Annotated in this window: 18 protein-coding genes and 1 pseudogene; 15 read left to right on the plus strand and 4 right to left on the minus strand. The window is 58.6% G+C overall.

All coding sequences use genetic code 11. The features are described 5' to 3' along the window. The first annotated feature begins 290 nt into the window (after window positions 1–290). The 7 genes from QRN38_RS26320 (at window position 291) to trpE (ending at window position 7,893) form a co-directional block, all read left to right on the plus strand. Entirely contained in the window at window positions 291–1,415 is a 1,125-nt protein-coding gene (locus QRN38_RS26320) for an ABC transporter ATP-binding protein (RefSeq protein ID WP_005768050.1), read from the plus strand. 82 nt (window positions 1,416–1,497) lie between these two features. After that, a complete protein-coding gene (locus QRN38_RS26325) occupies window positions 1,498–2,532 on the plus strand; it encodes a polyamine ABC transporter substrate-binding protein (RefSeq protein ID WP_003377314.1) in 1,035 nt (344 codons plus the stop codon). Between the two features lie 77 nt (window positions 2,533–2,609). Further along, the gene (locus QRN38_RS26330; protein ID WP_003377316.1) at window positions 2,610–3,857 is read left to right on the plus strand and encodes an ABC transporter permease; all 1,248 of its coding nucleotides are present in this window, start codon (window positions 2,610–2,612) and stop codon (window positions 3,855–3,857) included. 11 nt (window positions 3,858–3,868) lie between these two features. Then, window positions 3,869–4,690, plus strand: a complete 822-nt coding sequence (locus QRN38_RS26335; RefSeq protein WP_057418371.1) for an ABC transporter permease — start codon at window positions 3,869–3,871, stop codon at window positions 4,688–4,690. 162 nt (window positions 4,691–4,852) lie between these two features. Further along, window positions 4,853–5,527 carry a ribulose-phosphate 3-epimerase gene (rpe, locus tag QRN38_RS26340; RefSeq protein WP_005739815.1) on the plus strand — a complete coding sequence of 225 codons (675 nt, stop codon included), beginning with the start codon at window positions 4,853–4,855 and terminating at the stop codon, window positions 5,525–5,527. Then, window positions 5,524–6,342, plus strand: a complete 819-nt coding sequence (locus QRN38_RS26345) for a phosphoglycolate phosphatase (RefSeq protein ID WP_007244436.1) — start codon at window positions 5,524–5,526, stop codon at window positions 6,340–6,342. The genes rpe and QRN38_RS26345 overlap by 4 nt, the downstream gene beginning before the upstream one ends. A gap of 69 nt (window positions 6,343–6,411) precedes the next feature. Continuing rightward, the gene (trpE, locus tag QRN38_RS26350; RefSeq protein WP_007244435.1) at window positions 6,412–7,893 is read left to right on the plus strand and encodes an anthranilate synthase component I; all 1,482 of its coding nucleotides are present in this window, start codon (window positions 6,412–6,414) and stop codon (window positions 7,891–7,893) included. Between the two features lie 221 nt (window positions 7,894–8,114). Here the strand turns inward: trpE and estP are convergent, their stop codons facing one another. From estP to QRN38_RS26370, 4 genes are all read right to left on the minus strand, one after another. Next, window positions 8,115–10,037, minus strand: coding sequence for an esterase EstP (estP, locus tag QRN38_RS26355; RefSeq protein ID WP_057418372.1), 1,923 nt, complete (start codon window positions 10,035–10,037; stop codon window positions 8,115–8,117). 106 nt (window positions 10,038–10,143) lie between these two features. Continuing rightward, window positions 10,144–10,386: a pyocin activator PrtN family protein gene (locus QRN38_RS26360; protein WP_003377326.1), complete on the minus strand. Its 243-nt coding sequence runs from the start codon at window positions 10,384–10,386 to the stop codon at window positions 10,144–10,146. Window positions 10,387–10,507: 121 nt separating this feature from the next. Further along, window positions 10,508–10,756 carry a DUF1654 domain-containing protein gene (locus QRN38_RS26365; protein ID WP_005768037.1) on the minus strand — a complete coding sequence of 83 codons (249 nt, stop codon included), beginning with the start codon at window positions 10,754–10,756 and terminating at the stop codon, window positions 10,508–10,510. A gap of 152 nt (window positions 10,757–10,908) precedes the next feature. Further along, complete coding sequence (locus tag QRN38_RS26370; RefSeq protein ID WP_057418373.1) at window positions 10,909–11,520, minus strand: LexA family protein; 612 nt, start codon at window positions 11,518–11,520, stop codon at window positions 10,909–10,911. Between the two features lie 189 nt (window positions 11,521–11,709). On the opposite strand from QRN38_RS26370, the gene QRN38_RS26375 reads away from it, so the two are divergent. From QRN38_RS26375 to QRN38_RS26410, 8 genes and pseudogenes are all read left to right on the plus strand, one after another. Beyond that, window positions 11,710–12,147 carry a hypothetical protein gene (locus tag QRN38_RS26375; protein WP_057418374.1) on the plus strand — a complete coding sequence of 146 codons (438 nt, stop codon included), beginning with the start codon at window positions 11,710–11,712 and terminating at the stop codon, window positions 12,145–12,147. Window positions 12,148–12,426: 279 nt separating this feature from the next. After that, window positions 12,427–12,607 (plus strand): annotated as a pseudogene (locus QRN38_RS26380) (Com family DNA-binding transcriptional regulator). 12 nt (window positions 12,608–12,619) lie between these two features. Continuing rightward, window positions 12,620–13,450 (plus strand): lipid II-degrading bacteriocin, encoded by an 831-nt coding sequence (locus tag QRN38_RS26385; RefSeq protein ID WP_011103200.1) that lies wholly within the window; start codon window positions 12,620–12,622, stop codon window positions 13,448–13,450. A gap of 123 nt (window positions 13,451–13,573) precedes the next feature. After that, window positions 13,574–13,981 (plus strand): hypothetical protein, encoded by a 408-nt coding sequence (locus tag QRN38_RS26390; RefSeq protein ID WP_123633177.1) that lies wholly within the window; start codon window positions 13,574–13,576, stop codon window positions 13,979–13,981. A gap of 129 nt (window positions 13,982–14,110) precedes the next feature. Further along, window positions 14,111–14,500 (plus strand): hypothetical protein, encoded by a 390-nt coding sequence (locus QRN38_RS26395; RefSeq protein WP_005739807.1) that lies wholly within the window; start codon window positions 14,111–14,113, stop codon window positions 14,498–14,500. Further along, window positions 14,481–14,819, plus strand: coding sequence for a hypothetical protein (locus QRN38_RS26400; protein ID WP_005768026.1), 339 nt, complete (start codon window positions 14,481–14,483; stop codon window positions 14,817–14,819). The genes QRN38_RS26395 and QRN38_RS26400 overlap by 20 nt, the downstream gene beginning before the upstream one ends. A 45-nt stretch (window positions 14,820–14,864) precedes the next feature. Next, window positions 14,865–15,455 (plus strand): phage tail terminator protein, encoded by a 591-nt coding sequence (locus QRN38_RS26405; protein WP_007244429.1) that lies wholly within the window; start codon window positions 14,865–14,867, stop codon window positions 15,453–15,455. Then, window positions 15,452–15,640, plus strand: a complete 189-nt coding sequence (locus tag QRN38_RS26410) for a DUF2635 domain-containing protein (RefSeq protein ID WP_007244428.1) — start codon at window positions 15,452–15,454, stop codon at window positions 15,638–15,640. Before QRN38_RS26405 ends, QRN38_RS26410 begins: the two co-directional genes overlap by 4 nt. Window positions 15,641–15,644 lie beyond the last annotated feature (4 nt).

The following is a 15,644-nucleotide window of genomic DNA, read 5'->3' on the forward strand; positions in this document are numbered from 1 at the left end:
CGGAACGATAACCTCAACCACGACCACTATCGTGCGACGCTCCGCGTCGGCATGCTGTTCTGGACGCTCCGCGTCTTCTTTTGTGACGCAGAGCGTCACGCACTGTATTCCCACCAGCGCGTGCGGAACGATCAGACGTCGCCGACGTGCTCAATCGCGCCATCGCTGTAGGGCAATCCCTACCCCCGGCCTTCCAGCCTGCCTAGGCCATTCTCTCCCGGTCCCCGATTTGCGGGGCGATCACGCTGCTCTAGGCTTGAGCCCACGCAGACAAAACAAAGGTGTGGGTAATGAGCGACGTCGATACAAGCGCTGGAGCGAGTGATGTTCTGGTCAGCTTTCGTGGTGTGCAGAAGAGCTACGACGGCGAAGCATTGATCGTCAAAGACCTCAATCTGGACATTCGCAAAGGCGAATTCCTCACCCTGCTCGGGCCTTCCGGTTCCGGCAAGACCACCAGCCTGATGATGCTGGCCGGCTTCGAAACACCGACCGCTGGCGAAATTCTGCTCGGTGGCCGCGCCATCAACAACGTGCCGCCGCACAAGCGTGACATCGGCATGGTGTTCCAGAACTACGCTTTGTTTCCGCACATGACGGTTGCCGAGAACCTCGCGTTCCCGCTGTCGGTGCGTGGCATGAGCAAGACCGACGTCGGCGAAAAAGTCAAAAAGGCTCTGGGCATGGTCCAGCTCGACACGTTTGCGCATCGCTACCCGGCGCAGCTGTCCGGTGGCCAGCAGCAACGTGTAGCTCTGGCGCGCGCGTTGGTGTTCGAGCCACAACTGGTGCTGATGGATGAGCCGCTCGGCGCGCTCGACAAACAACTGCGCGAACACATGCAGATGGAGATCAAGCATCTGCACCAGCGCCTCGGTGTGACAGTGGTCTACGTGACCCACGACCAGGGTGAAGCACTGACCATGTCCGACCGGGTTGCGGTCTTCCATCAAGGTGAGATCCAGCAGATCGCGCCGCCACGCAGCCTGTACGAAGAGCCGAAAAACACCTTCGTAGCCAATTTCATCGGCGAGAACAATCGACTCAACGGGCGTCTGGTCAGCCAGGACGGCGACCGCTGCGTGGTCGAGCTGGAGCGCGGCGAGAAAGTGCACGCACTGGCGATCAACGTCGGTCGGCCGGGTGGCCCGGTGACGCTGTCCATTCGCCCCGAACGCATCAACCTCAATGGCCGCAGCGAAAGCTGTGTGAACCGTTTCTCTGGTCGAGTGGCCGAGTTTATCTACCTCGGCGACCACGTCCGTGTGCGTCTGGAAGTGGCCGGCAAGACTGACTTCTTCGTCAAGCAGCCGATTGCCGAACTGGACCCGACGCTGAGTGTGGGTGACGTTGTGCCGATCGGTTGGCAAGTCGAGCACGTACGTGCGCTCGATCCCCTGCAGCAAGAGCATTGATCTGTACATAAAAGCAACAACAGAGGCGAATTGATCGCCCATCCCAATCGCTTACCAACACTGCTCGTGGAGAAAAGAATCTATGTTGAAGTCTTTGAAGTTCACCGCCATCACGTTGGGCCTGATGTGCGCCGCGCAAGCCATGGCCGCCACCGACCTGACCGTCATTTCCTTCGGCGGTGCCAACAAGGCCGCTCAGGAAAAAGCGTTCTACGCGCCGTGGGAAAAGGCCGGCAACGGCAAGATCATTGCCGGTGAGTACAACGGTGAAATGGCCAAGGTCAAAACCATGGTCGACACCAAGAGCGTTTCCTGGGATTTGGTAGAGGTTGAATCGCCAGAACTGGCTCGCGGCTGCGATGAAGACATGTTCGAAGAGCTGGACCCGAAACTGCTCGGCAATGCCGCTGACTTCGTGCCTGGCGCCATCACCACCTGCGGTGCGGGCTTCTTCGTCTGGTCCACCGTGCTGGCCTACAACGCCGACAAGGTTGCCAGCGCGCCAAGTGGCTGGGTCGATTTCTGGGACACCAAGAAATTCCCTGGCAAGCGCGGCCTGCGCAAAGGCGCCAAATACACCCTGGAATTCGCGTTGATGGCCGACGGCGTTGCGCCGAAAGACGTCTACAAAGTGCTGGCCAGCAAAGACGGTCAGGACCGTGCGTTCAAGAAACTCGATGAGCTCAAGCCAAACATCCAGTGGTGGGAAGCCGGCGCACAGCCGCCGCAGTACCTCGCTTCCGGTGACGTGGTGATGAGCTCGGCCTACAACGGCCGGATCGCTGCCGTGCAGAAAGAAAGCAACCTGAAAGTGGTGTGGACCGGCGGCGTGTACGACTTCGATGCCTGGGCAATTCCAAAGGGCTCGAAAAACGCCGATGCAGCGAAGAAATTCATCGCTTTCATGCTGAGCCCGGAGCAACAGAAAACCTACTCGCAGAACATCGCCTACGGCCCGGCCAACACCCAGGCGGTCAAGCTGCTGGACAAGGAAACGCTGCAGAACATGCCCACCACACCTGAGAACATCAAGGATCAGGTGCAGATGGACGTGGCGTTCTGGACCGACAACGGCGAATCCCTCGAGCAGCGTTTCACTGCCTGGGCTGCCAAGTAAGCCGTTTGCGTTGAGTCAGATCCGGGCGTTCCCTGCTGCAGGGAACGCCCCCTTGTTGAAAGATTTCGGAGTTCGCTATGGCCATCGCCGTGCCCTTGACTGAAGGCGCCAGCCCCACCTTGAAGCAACGTCTCGCTCGCGCCGAGCGGGTCAACCGCTGGAAGGCTCAGGCATTGATCGCGCCGTTGGTGATTTTCCTGCTGTTGGTGTTTCTGGTGCCCATCGCCGCGCTGCTCTACAAGAGCGTTGGCAACCCCGAAGTTGTTACCGCGCTACCGACCACCGTGGTCGAGGTGCAGAAATGGGATGGTAAAGGGCTGCCGCCCGAGTCGGTCTATAAGGCGTTGAGCCTGGACCTGGCTGAAACGCGCAAGAATTCCACGCTGGGCGACCTGTCCAAGCGTTTGAACATGGAACTGGCCGGTTATCGCAGCCTGCTGAGCAAGACCGCTCGCGCGCTGCCGTTCAAGACCGAACCGGCCTCTTATAAAGAAGCGCTCGAAGCGCTGGATGAACGCTGGGGCGACCCGGCTTACTGGCAGGCGGTGCGCCGCAACACCAGCAGTGTCACGCCGTATTACCTGTTGGCGGCGGTTGACCATCGCGTCGATGACCTGGGGGAAGTCGCCCCTGCAACGCCGGATCAGGCGATTTACCTGGATATCTTCGCTCGCACCTTCTGGATGGGCCTGGTGATCACCGCTATCTGCCTGGTGCTGGCGTATCCACTGGCTTACCTGCTGGCCAACCTGCCGGCACGGCAGAGCAACCTGCTGATGATTCTGGTGCTGCTGCCGTTCTGGACCTCGATTCTGGTGCGTGTCGCGGCCTGGATCGTGCTGTTGCAGTCGAGCGGCCTGATCAATAGTGCGCTGCTGGCGATGGGCATCATCGACAAGCCGCTGGAGCTGGTCTTCAACCGGGTCGGTGTGTACATCTCGATGGTGCACATCATGCTGCCGTTCATGATTCTGCCGATCTACAGCGTGATGAAGAACATCTCCCCGACCTACATGCGCGCCGCCATTTCGCTAGGCTGCCATCCGTTCGCCAGCTTCTGGCGCGTGTATTTCCCGCAGACCTACGCCGGCATCGGGGCGGGCTGTCTGCTGGTATTCATTCTGTCGATCGGCTACTACATCACCCCGGCCTTGCTGGGCAGTCCGAACGACCAGATGGTCAGTTATTTTGTCGCGTTCTACACCAACACCAGCATCAACTGGGGCATGGCAACGGCGCTCGGCGGGCTGCTGCTGTTGGCGACCATCGTGCTGTACCTGATTTATAGCTGGCTGGTAGGCGCCAGCCGCCTGCGACTGAGCTGAGGAGCGTCAACATGTTGAATGCCTACACATCGCCGATCGAGCGCATCTGGTATTACGCCTTGCGTATCCTCTGCGCGCTGATCCTGCTCTTTCTCGTGTTGCCGGTGCTGGTCATCGTGCCGTTGTCGTTCAATTCGGGGAGCTTTCTGGTCTATCCGCTGCAAGGCTATTCGTTGCAGTGGTACCAGGACTTCTTCAATTCTGCCGAGTGGATGCGGGCGCTGAAAAACAGCATGATCGTCGCCCCGGCCGCGACCCTGTTGGCAATGGGCTTCGGCACGCTTGCGGCGATCGGCCTGACCCGTGGCAATTTCCCCGGCAAGGCGCTGGTCATGGCCTTGGTGATTTCGCCGATGGTGGTGCCGGTAGTGATCGTCGGTGTGGCCAGTTACCTGTTCTTCGCGCCACTGGGCCTGGGTAACAGCTACACCTCGCTGATTCTGGTCCACGCCGTGCTGGGTGTGCCGTTCGTGATCATTACCGTGTCGGCGACCTTGCAGGGCTTCAACCACAACGTGGTACGCGCTGCGGCAAGCCTCGGTGCGTCGCCGCTGACCGCGTTCCGCCGTGTGACCCTGCCGTTGATTGCGCCGGGGGTGATTTCCGGTGCGCTGTTCGCCTTTGCGACGTCGTTCGACGAAGTGGTCGTGACGCTGTTTCTCGCCGGGCCGGAACAGGCAACCTTGCCCCGGCAGATGTTCAGCGGCATCCGCGAAAACCTCAGCCCGACCATCGCAGCGGCCGCGACGCTACTGATCGGCTTCTCGGTGCTGTTACTGCTGGTGCTGGAATGGCTGAGAGGGCGTAGCGAGAAACTGAGAACGGCTCAGTGAACTGGAGCTACAAGCTACAAGCTACAAGCTACAAGCAGATCAAACGCTTGAAGCTTGAAGCTTGAAGCTTGAAGCTTGAAGCTTGAAGCTTGCCGCTTAACGCTCCAGGCGAAGCTTGGCGTACAATGCGCACCACCGTGATTCTGCTCAAACAGGTGCGTCATGCAGCCCTTCGTTATTGCCCCATCGATTCTTTCCGCTGACTTCGCCCGCCTTGGCGAGGAAGTCGACAATGTGCTGTCCAGCGGCGCTGATTTTGTCCACTTCGATGTCATGGACAACCATTACGTCCCGAACCTGACCATCGGTCCGATGGTCTGCAGCGCACTGCGCAAGTACGGCGTGACCGCCCCGATTGATGTGCACCTGATGGTCAGCCCGGTGGATCGCATCATTGGCGATTTCATCGAGGCCGGTGCCACGTACATCACCTTCCACCCCGAAGCGACCCAGCACATCGATCGCTCGTTGCAGTTGATTCGTGAAGGCGGCTGCAAGGCGGGGCTGGTGTTCAACCCGGCCACGCCCCTGAACCTGCTGGAATACGTGATGGACAAGGTCGACATGATCCTGCTCATGAGCGTCAACCCAGGCTTTGGCGGGCAGAAGTTCATCCCCGGTACGCTCAACAAGCTGCGCGAAGCGCGCGCGCTGATCGATGCCTCGGGCCGTGATATCCGTCTGGAAATCGACGGCGGCGTCAACGTCAACAACATCCGCGAAATCGCCGCCGCAGGTGCTGACACCTTCGTCGCCGGCTCGGCCATTTTCAACGCCCCGGACTACCGTGAAGTGATCGAGAAAATGCGCGCAGAACTGGCGTTATCCCGCGCATGAGCGGCTTCGAGCAATTGTTTGCAGGCAAGCTGCCCAAGCTGATCATGTTCGATCTGGACGGCACGCTGGTGGACTCGGTCCCCGATCTTGCCGTCGCCGTGGACACCATGCTGGCTGAGCTTGGCCGGCCGACAGCCGGGCTGGAATCGGTCCGCGCCTGGGTCGGTAACGGCGCGCCGGTGCTGGTGCGTCGTGCGCTGGCCAACAACCTTGACCACAGCGGTGTCGATGAAGCGCTTGCCGAGCGGGGGCTGGACATTTTCATGCGCGCCTACGCTGAAAAGCACGAGTTCACCGTGGTTTACCCTGGCGTGCGCGAAACCCTCAAGTGGCTGCAGAAGATGGGTGTCGAAATGGCCCTCATCACCAACAAGCCGGAACGCTTCGTTGCGCCGCTGCTCGATGAAATGAAGCTGGGGCGGTTCTTTCGCTGGATCATCGGTGGCGACACCATGCCGCAGAAAAAGCCTGACCCTGCGGCGCTGTTTTTCGTGATGAAAATGGCCGGTGTCCCGGCCTCGCAATCGCTGTTTGTCGGCGACTCGCGCAGTGACGTGCAGGCCGCCAAGGCTGCCGGTGTGGCCTGCGTTGCGCTGAGTTATGGCTACAACCACGGCAGGCCGATTGCCGAGGAAAATCCGGCGATGGTAATAGATGATCTGCGCAGGCTGATTCCCGGTTGCCTGGATCTGGACGCTGAGATACTGTTGCCCGACATCAAACGTCCCTCCTCAAGAGAATCCATCGTGGTGGTCACTCGCAAACTCTGGATGAAAGTCATCAAGGCCCTGGCCCGCTGGCGTTGGCGCGCCTGACTTGATTCTGGCCGGCCTGCCGGCACGTTTGCCTACCTGACCGTTTACCCTCAAACCACGAGGTTGCTCATGAACCGTGAAGAATTCCTGCGTTTGGCTGCTGATGGCTATAACCGCATCCCGCTTGCCCGTGAAACCCTGGCTGACTTCGACACGCCGCTGTCGATCTACCTCAAGCTTGCCGATCAGCCGAACTCCTACTTGCTGGAATCGGTGCAGGGCGGCGAGAAATGGGGTCGTTACTCGATCATCGGGCTGCCTTGCCGCACCGTGATGCGCGTACATGGCCATCACGTCAGCGTGACCCACGATGGCGTCGAGATCGAAAGCCTGGACGTTGAAGACCCGCTGGACTTCGTCGAGACCTTCAAAGCGCGCTACAACGTGCCGACCATCGCCGGTCTGCCGCGTTTCAATGGCGGGTTGGTCGGTTATTTCGGTTATGACTGCGTGCGTTACGTCGAAAAGCGTCTGGCCAACTGCCCGAACCCTGACCCGCTGGGCGTACCGGATATCCTGTTGATGGTGTCCGATGCCGTGGTGGTATTCGACAATTTGGCGGGCAAGATGCACGCCATCGTATTGGTCGACCCGGCGCAGCAGGACGCTTACGACAGTGGCGCTGCACTGCTTGATGAGCTGATGCACAAGCTGCGTCAGCCGATCACACCGCGTCGTGGCCTGGATCTGGACCGGCCTCCGGCTGCCGACCCGGTGTTTCGCTCAAGCTTCACGCAGAATGATTACGAAACCGCAGTCGACACGATCAAGCAGTACATCCTGGCGGGCGACGTGATGCAGGTCGTGCCATCGCAACGCATGTCCATCGATTTTGCTGCAGCGCCCATTGACCTGTACCGTGCGCTGCGCTGCTTCAACCCGACGCCGTACATGTATTTCTTCAACTTCGGCGACTTCCACGTTGTCGGCAGTTCGCCGGAAGTGCTGGTGCGCGTCGAGGACAACCTGATCACGGTTCGGCCAATCGCCGGTACGCGTCCGCGCGGGGCTACTGAAGAAGCGGATCGTGCGCTGGAAGAGGATCTGCTGTCCGATCACAAGGAGATCGCCGAGCACTTGATGCTGATCGATCTGGGTCGTAATGACGTCGGGCGGGTGTCCGGGATCGGTACGGTCAAATTGACCGAGAAGATGGTTATCGAGCGTTACTCCAACGTGATGCACATTGTTTCCAACGTCACTGGCGAGCTGAAAAGCGGGCTGACGGCGATGGATGCACTGCGGGCGATTCTGCCGGCCGGCACCTTGTCCGGTGCGCCGAAAATCCGCGCCATGGAAATCATCGACGAGCTGGAGCCGGTCAAGCGTGGCGTTTACGGCGGGGCGGTGGGGTACATGGCGTGGAACGGCAACATGGACACCGCCATCGCAATTCGTACGGCGGTGATCAAGAACGGTGAGCTGCACGTGCAGGCTGGCGGCGGTATCGTCGCCGACTCGGTGCCAGCACTGGAGTGGGAAGAAACCCTCAACAAACGCCGCGCCATGTTCCGTGCCGTGGCTTTGGCTTCGCAGACTGCCGAGGGTTGAGCAGACGATGCCCTGCGTTTTGAAGCAGACGCAGAGCATCACGACAGTTGGGATTATCGTTCCTCACGCTGCAGCGTGGGAAAGCCATGGGTGACGCTCCGCGTCACAGATCTGCGCGGCACCGCAGAATCAGGGTAGGACGCAGAGCGTCCAGAAAGGCATGCCGACGCGGAGCGTCGCACGATAGAGAGGTTGTCGTTCCGCACGGTTCAGCGTGCTGTCTAGAAACTCATACTCAATGCCACATTAACCCCCTGCTGAGTCACGTCGTCGTTCTTGCGCCAGTTGTAGTTGCCGCGCAGCGTCAGGTCCTGGGTGAGTTTCTGGCTGACGCCGAAAGTCGCCCGGTTCAGGTCGCGTTGCGGCGTGTAGCCTTCGAGTGTGAAATCGACCGACTGCACGCTGTTGAGGGCCATCGTCACGTTCTGCTGATCGGTCTCGAACTCCCGTTCCCTTGCGACTTCTGCCCACAGTTGCGTGGTGGGCGTCACTTCGAATTTGCCCTGCAAACCAACGCCTGCACGACGCGACTTGCGCGTCTGATCGCTGAACGTCAGCGCGGTCGAGCGGTTGCCTTTTTCCGAGTAGCCATCCACGTCGATATGGGCATAGTCGGCACTGACGAAAGGCGACAGGTGCCAGCGACTGGCTGCCCCTGCGATGTCAAAACCGACTCGCCCGCTGACGGCCCACAACTCGCCGTCGGTGTCGCCTTTTTCCTGACCTTCGCTCACGCCCAGCGCGAACTTGCGTTCGGCGTTTTCGTAATCCAGCTTGCCGCCTGACACCGCAAGGTCGCCCCACCAGTGGTTGGCCTGATATTGCACAAAGGCCGTAGCGATATAGCTGTTGAGTTTGTAGTCCGAGTCTCTGGCACCGGCCTCAAGGTTCTGTCGATAAGCACCCGCAACGACGCCCGTGCGCCAGTGTTCGGCGAAACGGTAGCTGCCGCCAATGGTCAGGTTGTAGCCCCGGCCGTCAGCATCGGCCGAGCTGTCCTGCGCGTCGAAGTCCATTTTCTGACCACCCGCCGCAATAATGCTCTGCCATTGGCCGACACCCTGCCAGTTGCCCCAGTCGCTGAGCCATTGCGCGCGCAGTTCGTCCTGATGCATGCGCAACGTGCCATTGGCCATTTCCGGCAGCAGGCTGATTTCCCAGGGGGCCGAGAGCAGCGAATAGGCGTAGTCGGCCAGCAGTCGCTGCCCGGCTTCGGTAGGGTGGACGCGGTCATTGAAAAACACCCGGCTCGGATCAGGCGTCGCGCTGGACCGACCGTTGGCTGCACTTTCTCTACAACTGTCGCCACTGAAGCACGTGGCGACCAGATTCTCGTTGGGGTCGAAACCGAAGCGTGCGGGAGCCGCCAGCGTTTCAGATATCAACAGTGGCACGTTGAGCGGGATGACCTGTGCATCTATCTGCGCCAGACGGCTGACCAGTTGCTGATTGAACACGGCGCTGAGGGCTGATGTCGCTGACGCCAGAGGCGTACCGCTCAAGGCTGGCGTCTGGCCGATGTCCGGTAACAGCCAGACCATGATGTAGCGCGCGCCGGCCTGTTGCAGTGCCAGTGCACTGTCAGCCAAGCGGTTGGCGGCTTGTCCCGCGCTGCTGGCGCTCAACACGCGACCTTGCAGAAAGTCGTTACCGCCGCCGGTCAGGTAATACAGCGCATTGGGGTCGGCGCGAAAGCTGTTGGCGGGCAAATATCCGGTCCGGCTGCGCAACAGCGTGCCTGAGTTCGGATCGACCACGGTGGATTGCGAGTTGATCGAATCAAGGATCTGGTCCGTTCGGTAACCACCGACAGCCCAGTTGTTGCCATCCGCCTGCCCCAGAGCGGCGTTGACGGGTGAGGTGGAGGCTGCCAGATCACCCGCCGAGACATTGAGCATTCTGCCGATCAGCGTCGATGAGTTCAGGTTGAACGCTTCACCGCTGCCATCCTGATACGTCGGGCCGACGCGATTGGTGAAGCGCAACGTGGAGCCTCTGGGGCCAGCGGTGTCCGGGAACTGTCCGGCATCTGCCAGGCTGTCGCCGAACACCACCATGGTCGAATAGGGCCCCGCAGTGGCGGTGCCACAGGCCAGCGATAGCAGGCAGGCCGCGAAGGGCCAGCACCTTGATGTCTTGGTCATGAAAGAATCCTGATTGTTGTTATTTTGTAGCGGAAACGTACCAAGATTTGTCATGACTGCAAAGGTCAGCCGAGACTTTTTACTCGGCTGCGGCGCTTTTTTGAACTCATGCGGCCCTGCTGGTCACGATGTCGCTCAGGTAATTGGCCAGATCGTGCAAATAGACGAACGGGTGGCCCTGGCGAGTGCCGCCTGTGCGGCTTACTTTCAAGGCGATACGGCCCGCGTTGATCTTGCGCAGCAGATTGCGATCATTCGAAAGGTGCGAAAAATATCGCTCTCTGACGGCGCTCAACGAAGGGCACGGCGTGGCGAATTCTTTGCGAAGTTGATCGAGTATTTCGTTCATTCCATGACTCCCTGTGGTTTGCATGTAGGCACTCCCGAGATGAGGTGCAGACAAACAATACGATATGTAGGGCTTCGTTACAATACAGTTTGTATTTTAAATACAAATTGTCTTGTTTGCTTTACAGGGAGTCGATGTACCAGGACACGTGCGCGGTGCCATTTTCAGGGCTGCGGGTCACGACGATGCCCTCGGCCTCGCTGATCTGATCCACGATGTGATCCCAGTGGGCAGCGGATTCGCCAGGCTCTCTGATCAGCAGCACTTGATGCTCGATCTGGGCCTTGTCGCTGGCGATGGCGTCCTGAATACGCTGTGCCAGAGCGAGGTAAGCGTCGTGTTGCGAATTGCCGGGGGGCTGGTCAAGCATGCGTTAACTCCTTTTTACTGTATGTGCATACAGTAATTGAGGGGTGTTTCTCACGCAAGCGGCAAATTTTTCCTACAGATATGTGGACCTTTGCTCAGACCGGACGCATAAAAAAGCCCCGATGATCGGGGCTTGGGCAGATGGTGCGGGTATCACAAGCGCATCGTCATTTGCCTGATGACCCCGATCAGCTTGCAGTCTTCGGTGACCGGGAGGGTCGGATAGGCGGGGTTCAACGGCTTGAGAAAATAGCGTCCGGCATCTTCGACCAGTTTTTTGAAGGTGGCCTCGTTGCTTTCCGGCAGCTTGGCGATCACCAGCTTGCCGGCCGTGGGCTCGATTCCGGTGTCCACCAGGATCAGCATGCCTTCAGGAATGCTCTGGCCTGCGGGCGCAGTCATCGAGTCGCCACGCACCACCAGCCAGAAGGCGCGGCCCTTGGCTTTATAGTCGCTGATCTCGAAGGTGTCGGAATAACCCGCAGGGTAGGGCTCGACCGCCTCGCTCCAGCCGCCGGCCTCGACCCAACTGATAACCGGGTACCGATAGAAACGCGAAGGCTGCACCGTATGCGCCACGTTTTGCATGCCCGGCTCGCTCGACGGGATCGAGGTCGCGAGGATCGGCAGGCCCAGCTCACCCAGCAATCGATTAATGACCTCGATCTTCGGTTCGCGTTTGCCGTTGAGCCAATGCCCCACCGCGCCGGGGGTAACGCCCATGCGCTCAGCCATTTCTTCCTGGCTGATTTCCTGGGTTTCCATGACCTGTCTTGCGACTTCATACCATTTTCTGTTCATGCGTCGAATCATACAGGCTGTAGGGTGCGGATCAATATACATAATGTAATGCGTCATTGTGCTGAAAATATACAAAATGTATTGTTCGGCCTTGAGCGGTGTGATCGGAAGAGTCGCACTGCATTTTCAGAAAGGTCTGACAGGAGACACACGATGATCGAGAAAGTGGAAGCAGTGCTGCAGCATTGGGGCGAACAACGGATGCGGGTAGGTCTGGGCGGCGGGCTGAGCAGTCCGATGGCCGGGATCATGGAATGGGGCGCTTACATTCCGCGACGTACACCGGGTTCTCGTGCGCTGGTCGGCAATGGCAGTGGCATGGACTATATAAGCAGCGAAGTGGAAGCGGCCATTGCGCAAATGTCCCGCAGCCCTGCGAAAGGCCGTGGGCCTGAATTGGCTCGGCTGGCGACGTTGCGTTATGTCGAGTCGTTGCCGGTGCGCGAGCAGATGCGTCTGGTCGGCATCAATGAAGGCGCGGACCGCACCTATCGCAACTGGATCAACAAGCTTCACCAGCAAGTGCTGGCCATTCTTGCCGAACGCAGTGCTTCCAGAAGCAATAAAGCCACCGCGAGCAAGGCCGGATAAGTGCCCATGAACACGCTGGCCGGCACCGTTTATCCGGGTCGATTGCACAGCTGTGGTCGAACTCGTGTTGAACTCCGGTCAAACTCGACCCGCCCCGAAACTGCCCCTTCCCAGGCTTTCCGGAGGGGGGTAAAAAGGTCCCACGATATGCGATTTGCGCCTCAGGGCTGCAGCCGGACACAGGCTGTTCAGCAGCGCCAACCGGTCAAACGCAACCCACCCCAAACCCCGCTTCGGCGGGGTTTTTCATTAGGCCAGGCACACAGAGGCCTCGTGCACATGTTGAAAGACTTTCGATGCGGCCAGTGCTGGAAACTGCAAGCCCGTATGGGTGATCCTACCGAACTACATCAAGCGTTCCCTATGTGGAACGCTGAGCCATGTGAAGGCCGTGAGCCATGAGTCATCGCCTTTGATCTATATAGAAAAGCGGAATCCTTCGCGAACATCAACTTATTAACAGGTAAAATCAATGCCTATTGAGCTTCCTCCGACATACATCACCCCTTATCCTGAAATTAGCGCAGGAGGTAATGGTACCTATCGTGGTCAAGACCTTAGTTCTGGTCAAAGCTTTCCGCGAGGTATGCAGAATCCTGTAGCGACTGTGCTGCTTCTTCAGGGTGATTTGTATTGCAGCCCGAACTGTCTTGCCACGTTTCAGGATCAAGCGAGGCGTGACAGCTTCGGGATTCAATCCAAGGTTGCCTTGAAGACCTTCGCAGCGGCGGATCAGCGTGAGGCTGAAGGGCGTGATCTTCGAACGGCTTACAACGAAATCGCAACTGACATCGGCAGAAGCCAGCAGATCAACGAAAATATCATCAAGTATCCGCCAGGCAACCATGTATTGTCTGGCGGCCTTATGACACCATTTCATGCGCTGGCTCATGGCATGTTTGGTTTGGGCGCACCCCTTACGTTCCCTATTCAGAATGTTGGGCTTAACGTCGATATCCGTGGTATCCCTGATGTAATGAATGTTATTCAGAGCGCACGCCCAGTTGGCACCAGTTCGCTTGATGTCAACTTCGCCTATGATGTCGGTAAGGATTCCAACGCATCTTGGCTGACGCTGGGGAACATTACACTCAGGCTGGTGGGAACTATCGATAAAAACGCGAGTGGAGCATGGACATTCTCGGGCGAGATTCGCGCCTTCAATGATGTCTACGATGCCAATCCGTCCAATCATCGCGGATGGCTGGGTGAAAATCTTACTTCGTTGTTGAGTGCCGTTCCATTTACCTCGTACTCGATCGAAATTCCCGGTTCGTTGCCGGTTACGGTTAGTGGCAACTAGGTCAAAGGCATGACAGGTAGCGCCTGAGCAGTGGCGTAGCCAGCGTTGACTTATCTGTAAAAAAGACAGGCAGGCGTGTACTGTTTTTCTACTCGTTCGAACCTCTTTCCATAAGGATTGACAATGGCTGCGTTACGCAGGAATTTTGTTTTTTTATCATTTCCAGTCGCTCTAGGTGTTTTAGGCTTATCAATCAGGGGGGGCAGTGAAAATCCGCTACAGCCTTCTGATACCTATGGGCTGCCACCGGTGGCTATTTACTTCGTTGTGCTTGTTGGATTTGGAGCCCTCTCTTTTCTCCTGGCTGCGGCCGGAAGATTATTAGAGTGCTTCACCTCCAGTGTCGGCAGAATGGGGAGGGTGATTCGACTCGTTCTTTTCGCGCCTATGCTGCTCTCGACCTGTCTCGCCACGTTGGTAAGCGCTGGTTACGCTTTGGATTCATTGACTGGAATATTCGCCTGCTTGTTATCACTGATATCGATCCTCGGCGCTTATTCCTTGTTTTCAAAAAGGAAAAATTTGGGCTAGCGTCTGATTTCAGGCGCTCTTTTTCTCGAGCTCAAGTTCCTGCTTTCCGTGCGGTTGAACACTGATATGACACGCACGGCTATCTCAGGCCTCGGCATCTGCCGGGGCTTTTTCGTATCTGGAGTACCCATGGACCCAACCGACCTAGGCCCAGGCACAGCTACCTGGCTGGGCGGAACGGGCACCATTCTGCTTGGCGGCTTTTTGTGGCTGCGCAAGTTTCTTTCAAGGGATGCCACTGACCGGGCGATGGATAACGCTGATATCGGTACGGTTCGCCGCCTCAATGAACTGCTCGACTCCGAGCGGCAAGCTCGCAAGGAGGCTGAAGCGCGGTCCGATCAGTTTGCCAGGGAGCGCAACGAACTCGCCGCTGCGGTTGGCCGTATGGAAGGCAAGATTGAAGCCCTCACCAGCCACATCGTTCAGCTCACCGACAAGGTCACCACGCAGAGTGCCGAAATTGCCCGGCTCCGTTCCAAGCTCGGAGGTGCCAATGATGCACAGATGCGCAATTGATTTTATAGCTCGCCACTGGTGGCGGCGGCTGGAGATCTGGCTGATCGCCGTGTTGTTGATTGCCGGGTGCCTGATGCTCGGTTTTCAGGCCGGGCAATGGTCGGCCAGTGCCGAGCACACCCGGCAGTTGGCCGAGGTTCGTGATGCCTACGATGCAGCCTTGGGCAAGCGCGATCGTCGCCTGGACAGGCTGGCTGAAACCACCACCCAGGCGGCGGACAAGGTCGAGACGGCGGCGTCTATCGCCAGTCAGGCTGCGCATGCTGCCAACCGCGCTGCGGACAAGGCCGATGAAGCGCTGGGCAAGGCAAATCAGTAGGCATTTCTCACGCCGGATCAACCCTTACTACACGCGGAACCCCTTATGAAGATAACCCCGATAGTTGCCCATTTGCAGGCGACCTGCCCGACCTTTGCCGGTCGCATCAGCGCTGGCATCGACTGGGCTGCGGTTGCTCTTGGCGATCAACTTGCGCACCCCTCGGCCTATGTCATCGCTACGGGTGATGTGGCCACGGCCAATGACCTGCAAAACGTCATTCGCCAGAACATCACCGACCAGATCGACATCGTGGTGGTGCTTGACGGTGACGACAAGCGCGGGCAGCAGGCCAGCGATCAGTTGCATGCCGTTCGCGCCGAGTTATGGCGCGCGCTGGTGGGCTGGAATGCTGACCGCGATTACGACGCGATGCAATACACGGGCGGTGCGCTGGTGCAGATCAGCGGCGCACGCGTGACCTATCGCTTCGGTTTTGCCGCGCAGTTTCAACTGGGCCGCAGCACCTCGGATCAGCCCGCCGAAACCTGGCACGAAGCGTATCTGGATGGTTTGCCGGGTTTTACCGGCGCGACCCTCGAGATGGACTGCGTCGATCCCGCCGACCCGAATCTGAAATCCCCAGGCCCTGATGGCCGTCTCGAAGCGAAGTTCACCGCAGAGGTAACACCATGACCCAACGCATCACTGTAGTACCGGCCGAAGGCCGCACTGTGCCGGATCCGGAGGCGGGCGATTTGCTGCCCGTCGAAGGTCGGCAGGTGACATTCAATGCCTGGTGGCAGCGTCGTCAGAACGACGGCGACATCACCATTCAGACCGAGCAAACCCCTACCACCTATCAGGCCTTCACAGCCTAACCAA

This window comes from Pseudomonas sp. CFBP2511, from assembly GCF_030209255.1.
Taxonomy (GTDB): Bacteria; Pseudomonadota; Gammaproteobacteria; order Pseudomonadales; family Pseudomonadaceae; genus Aquipseudomonas; species Aquipseudomonas avellanae.

Bases quoted from the DNA above. Each gene is read 5' to 3' on its own strand.
- QRN38_RS26335 (WP_057418371.1), top strand. From the start codon at position 3,869: ATGTTGAATGCCTACACATCGCCGATCGAGCGCATCTGGTATTACGCC.
- QRN38_RS26375 (WP_057418374.1), top strand. From the start codon at position 11,710: ATGATCGAGAAAGTGGAAGCAGTGCTGCAGCATTGGGGCGAACAACGG.
- QRN38_RS26320 (WP_005768050.1), top strand. From the start codon at position 291: ATGAGCGACGTCGATACAAGCGCTGGAGCGAGTGATGTTCTGGTCAGC.
- QRN38_RS26370 (WP_057418373.1), bottom strand. From the start codon at position 11,520: ATGGAAACCCAGGAAATCAGCCAGGAAGAAATGGCTGAGCGCATGGGC.
- QRN38_RS26360 (WP_003377326.1), bottom strand. From the start codon at position 10,386: ATGAACGAAATACTCGATCAACTTCGCAAAGAATTCGCCACGCCGTGC.
- QRN38_RS26325 (WP_003377314.1), top strand. From the start codon at position 1,498: ATGTTGAAGTCTTTGAAGTTCACCGCCATCACGTTGGGCCTGATGTGC.
- QRN38_RS26390 (WP_123633177.1), top strand. From the start codon at position 13,574: ATGGCTGCGTTACGCAGGAATTTTGTTTTTTTATCATTTCCAGTCGCT.
- QRN38_RS26400 (WP_005768026.1), top strand. From the start codon at position 14,481: ATGCACAGATGCGCAATTGATTTTATAGCTCGCCACTGGTGGCGGCGG.
- trpE (WP_007244435.1), top strand. From the start codon at position 6,412: ATGAACCGTGAAGAATTCCTGCGTTTGGCTGCTGATGGCTATAACCGC.
- QRN38_RS26365 (WP_005768037.1), bottom strand. From the start codon at position 10,756: ATGCTTGACCAGCCCCCCGGCAATTCGCAACACGACGCTTACCTCGCT.
- QRN38_RS26345 (WP_007244436.1), top strand. From the start codon at position 5,524: ATGAGCGGCTTCGAGCAATTGTTTGCAGGCAAGCTGCCCAAGCTGATC.
- QRN38_RS26385 (WP_011103200.1), top strand. From the start codon at position 12,620: ATGCCTATTGAGCTTCCTCCGACATACATCACCCCTTATCCTGAAATT.
- QRN38_RS26395 (WP_005739807.1), top strand. From the start codon at position 14,111: ATGGACCCAACCGACCTAGGCCCAGGCACAGCTACCTGGCTGGGCGGA.
- QRN38_RS26410 (WP_007244428.1), top strand. From the start codon at position 15,452: ATGACCCAACGCATCACTGTAGTACCGGCCGAAGGCCGCACTGTGCCG.
- QRN38_RS26405 (WP_007244429.1), top strand. From the start codon at position 14,865: ATGAAGATAACCCCGATAGTTGCCCATTTGCAGGCGACCTGCCCGACC.
- estP (WP_057418372.1), bottom strand. From the start codon at position 10,037: ATGACCAAGACATCAAGGTGCTGGCCCTTCGCGGCCTGCCTGCTATCG.
- rpe (WP_005739815.1), top strand. From the start codon at position 4,853: ATGCAGCCCTTCGTTATTGCCCCATCGATTCTTTCCGCTGACTTCGCC.
- QRN38_RS26330 (WP_003377316.1), top strand. From the start codon at position 2,610: ATGGCCATCGCCGTGCCCTTGACTGAAGGCGCCAGCCCCACCTTGAAG.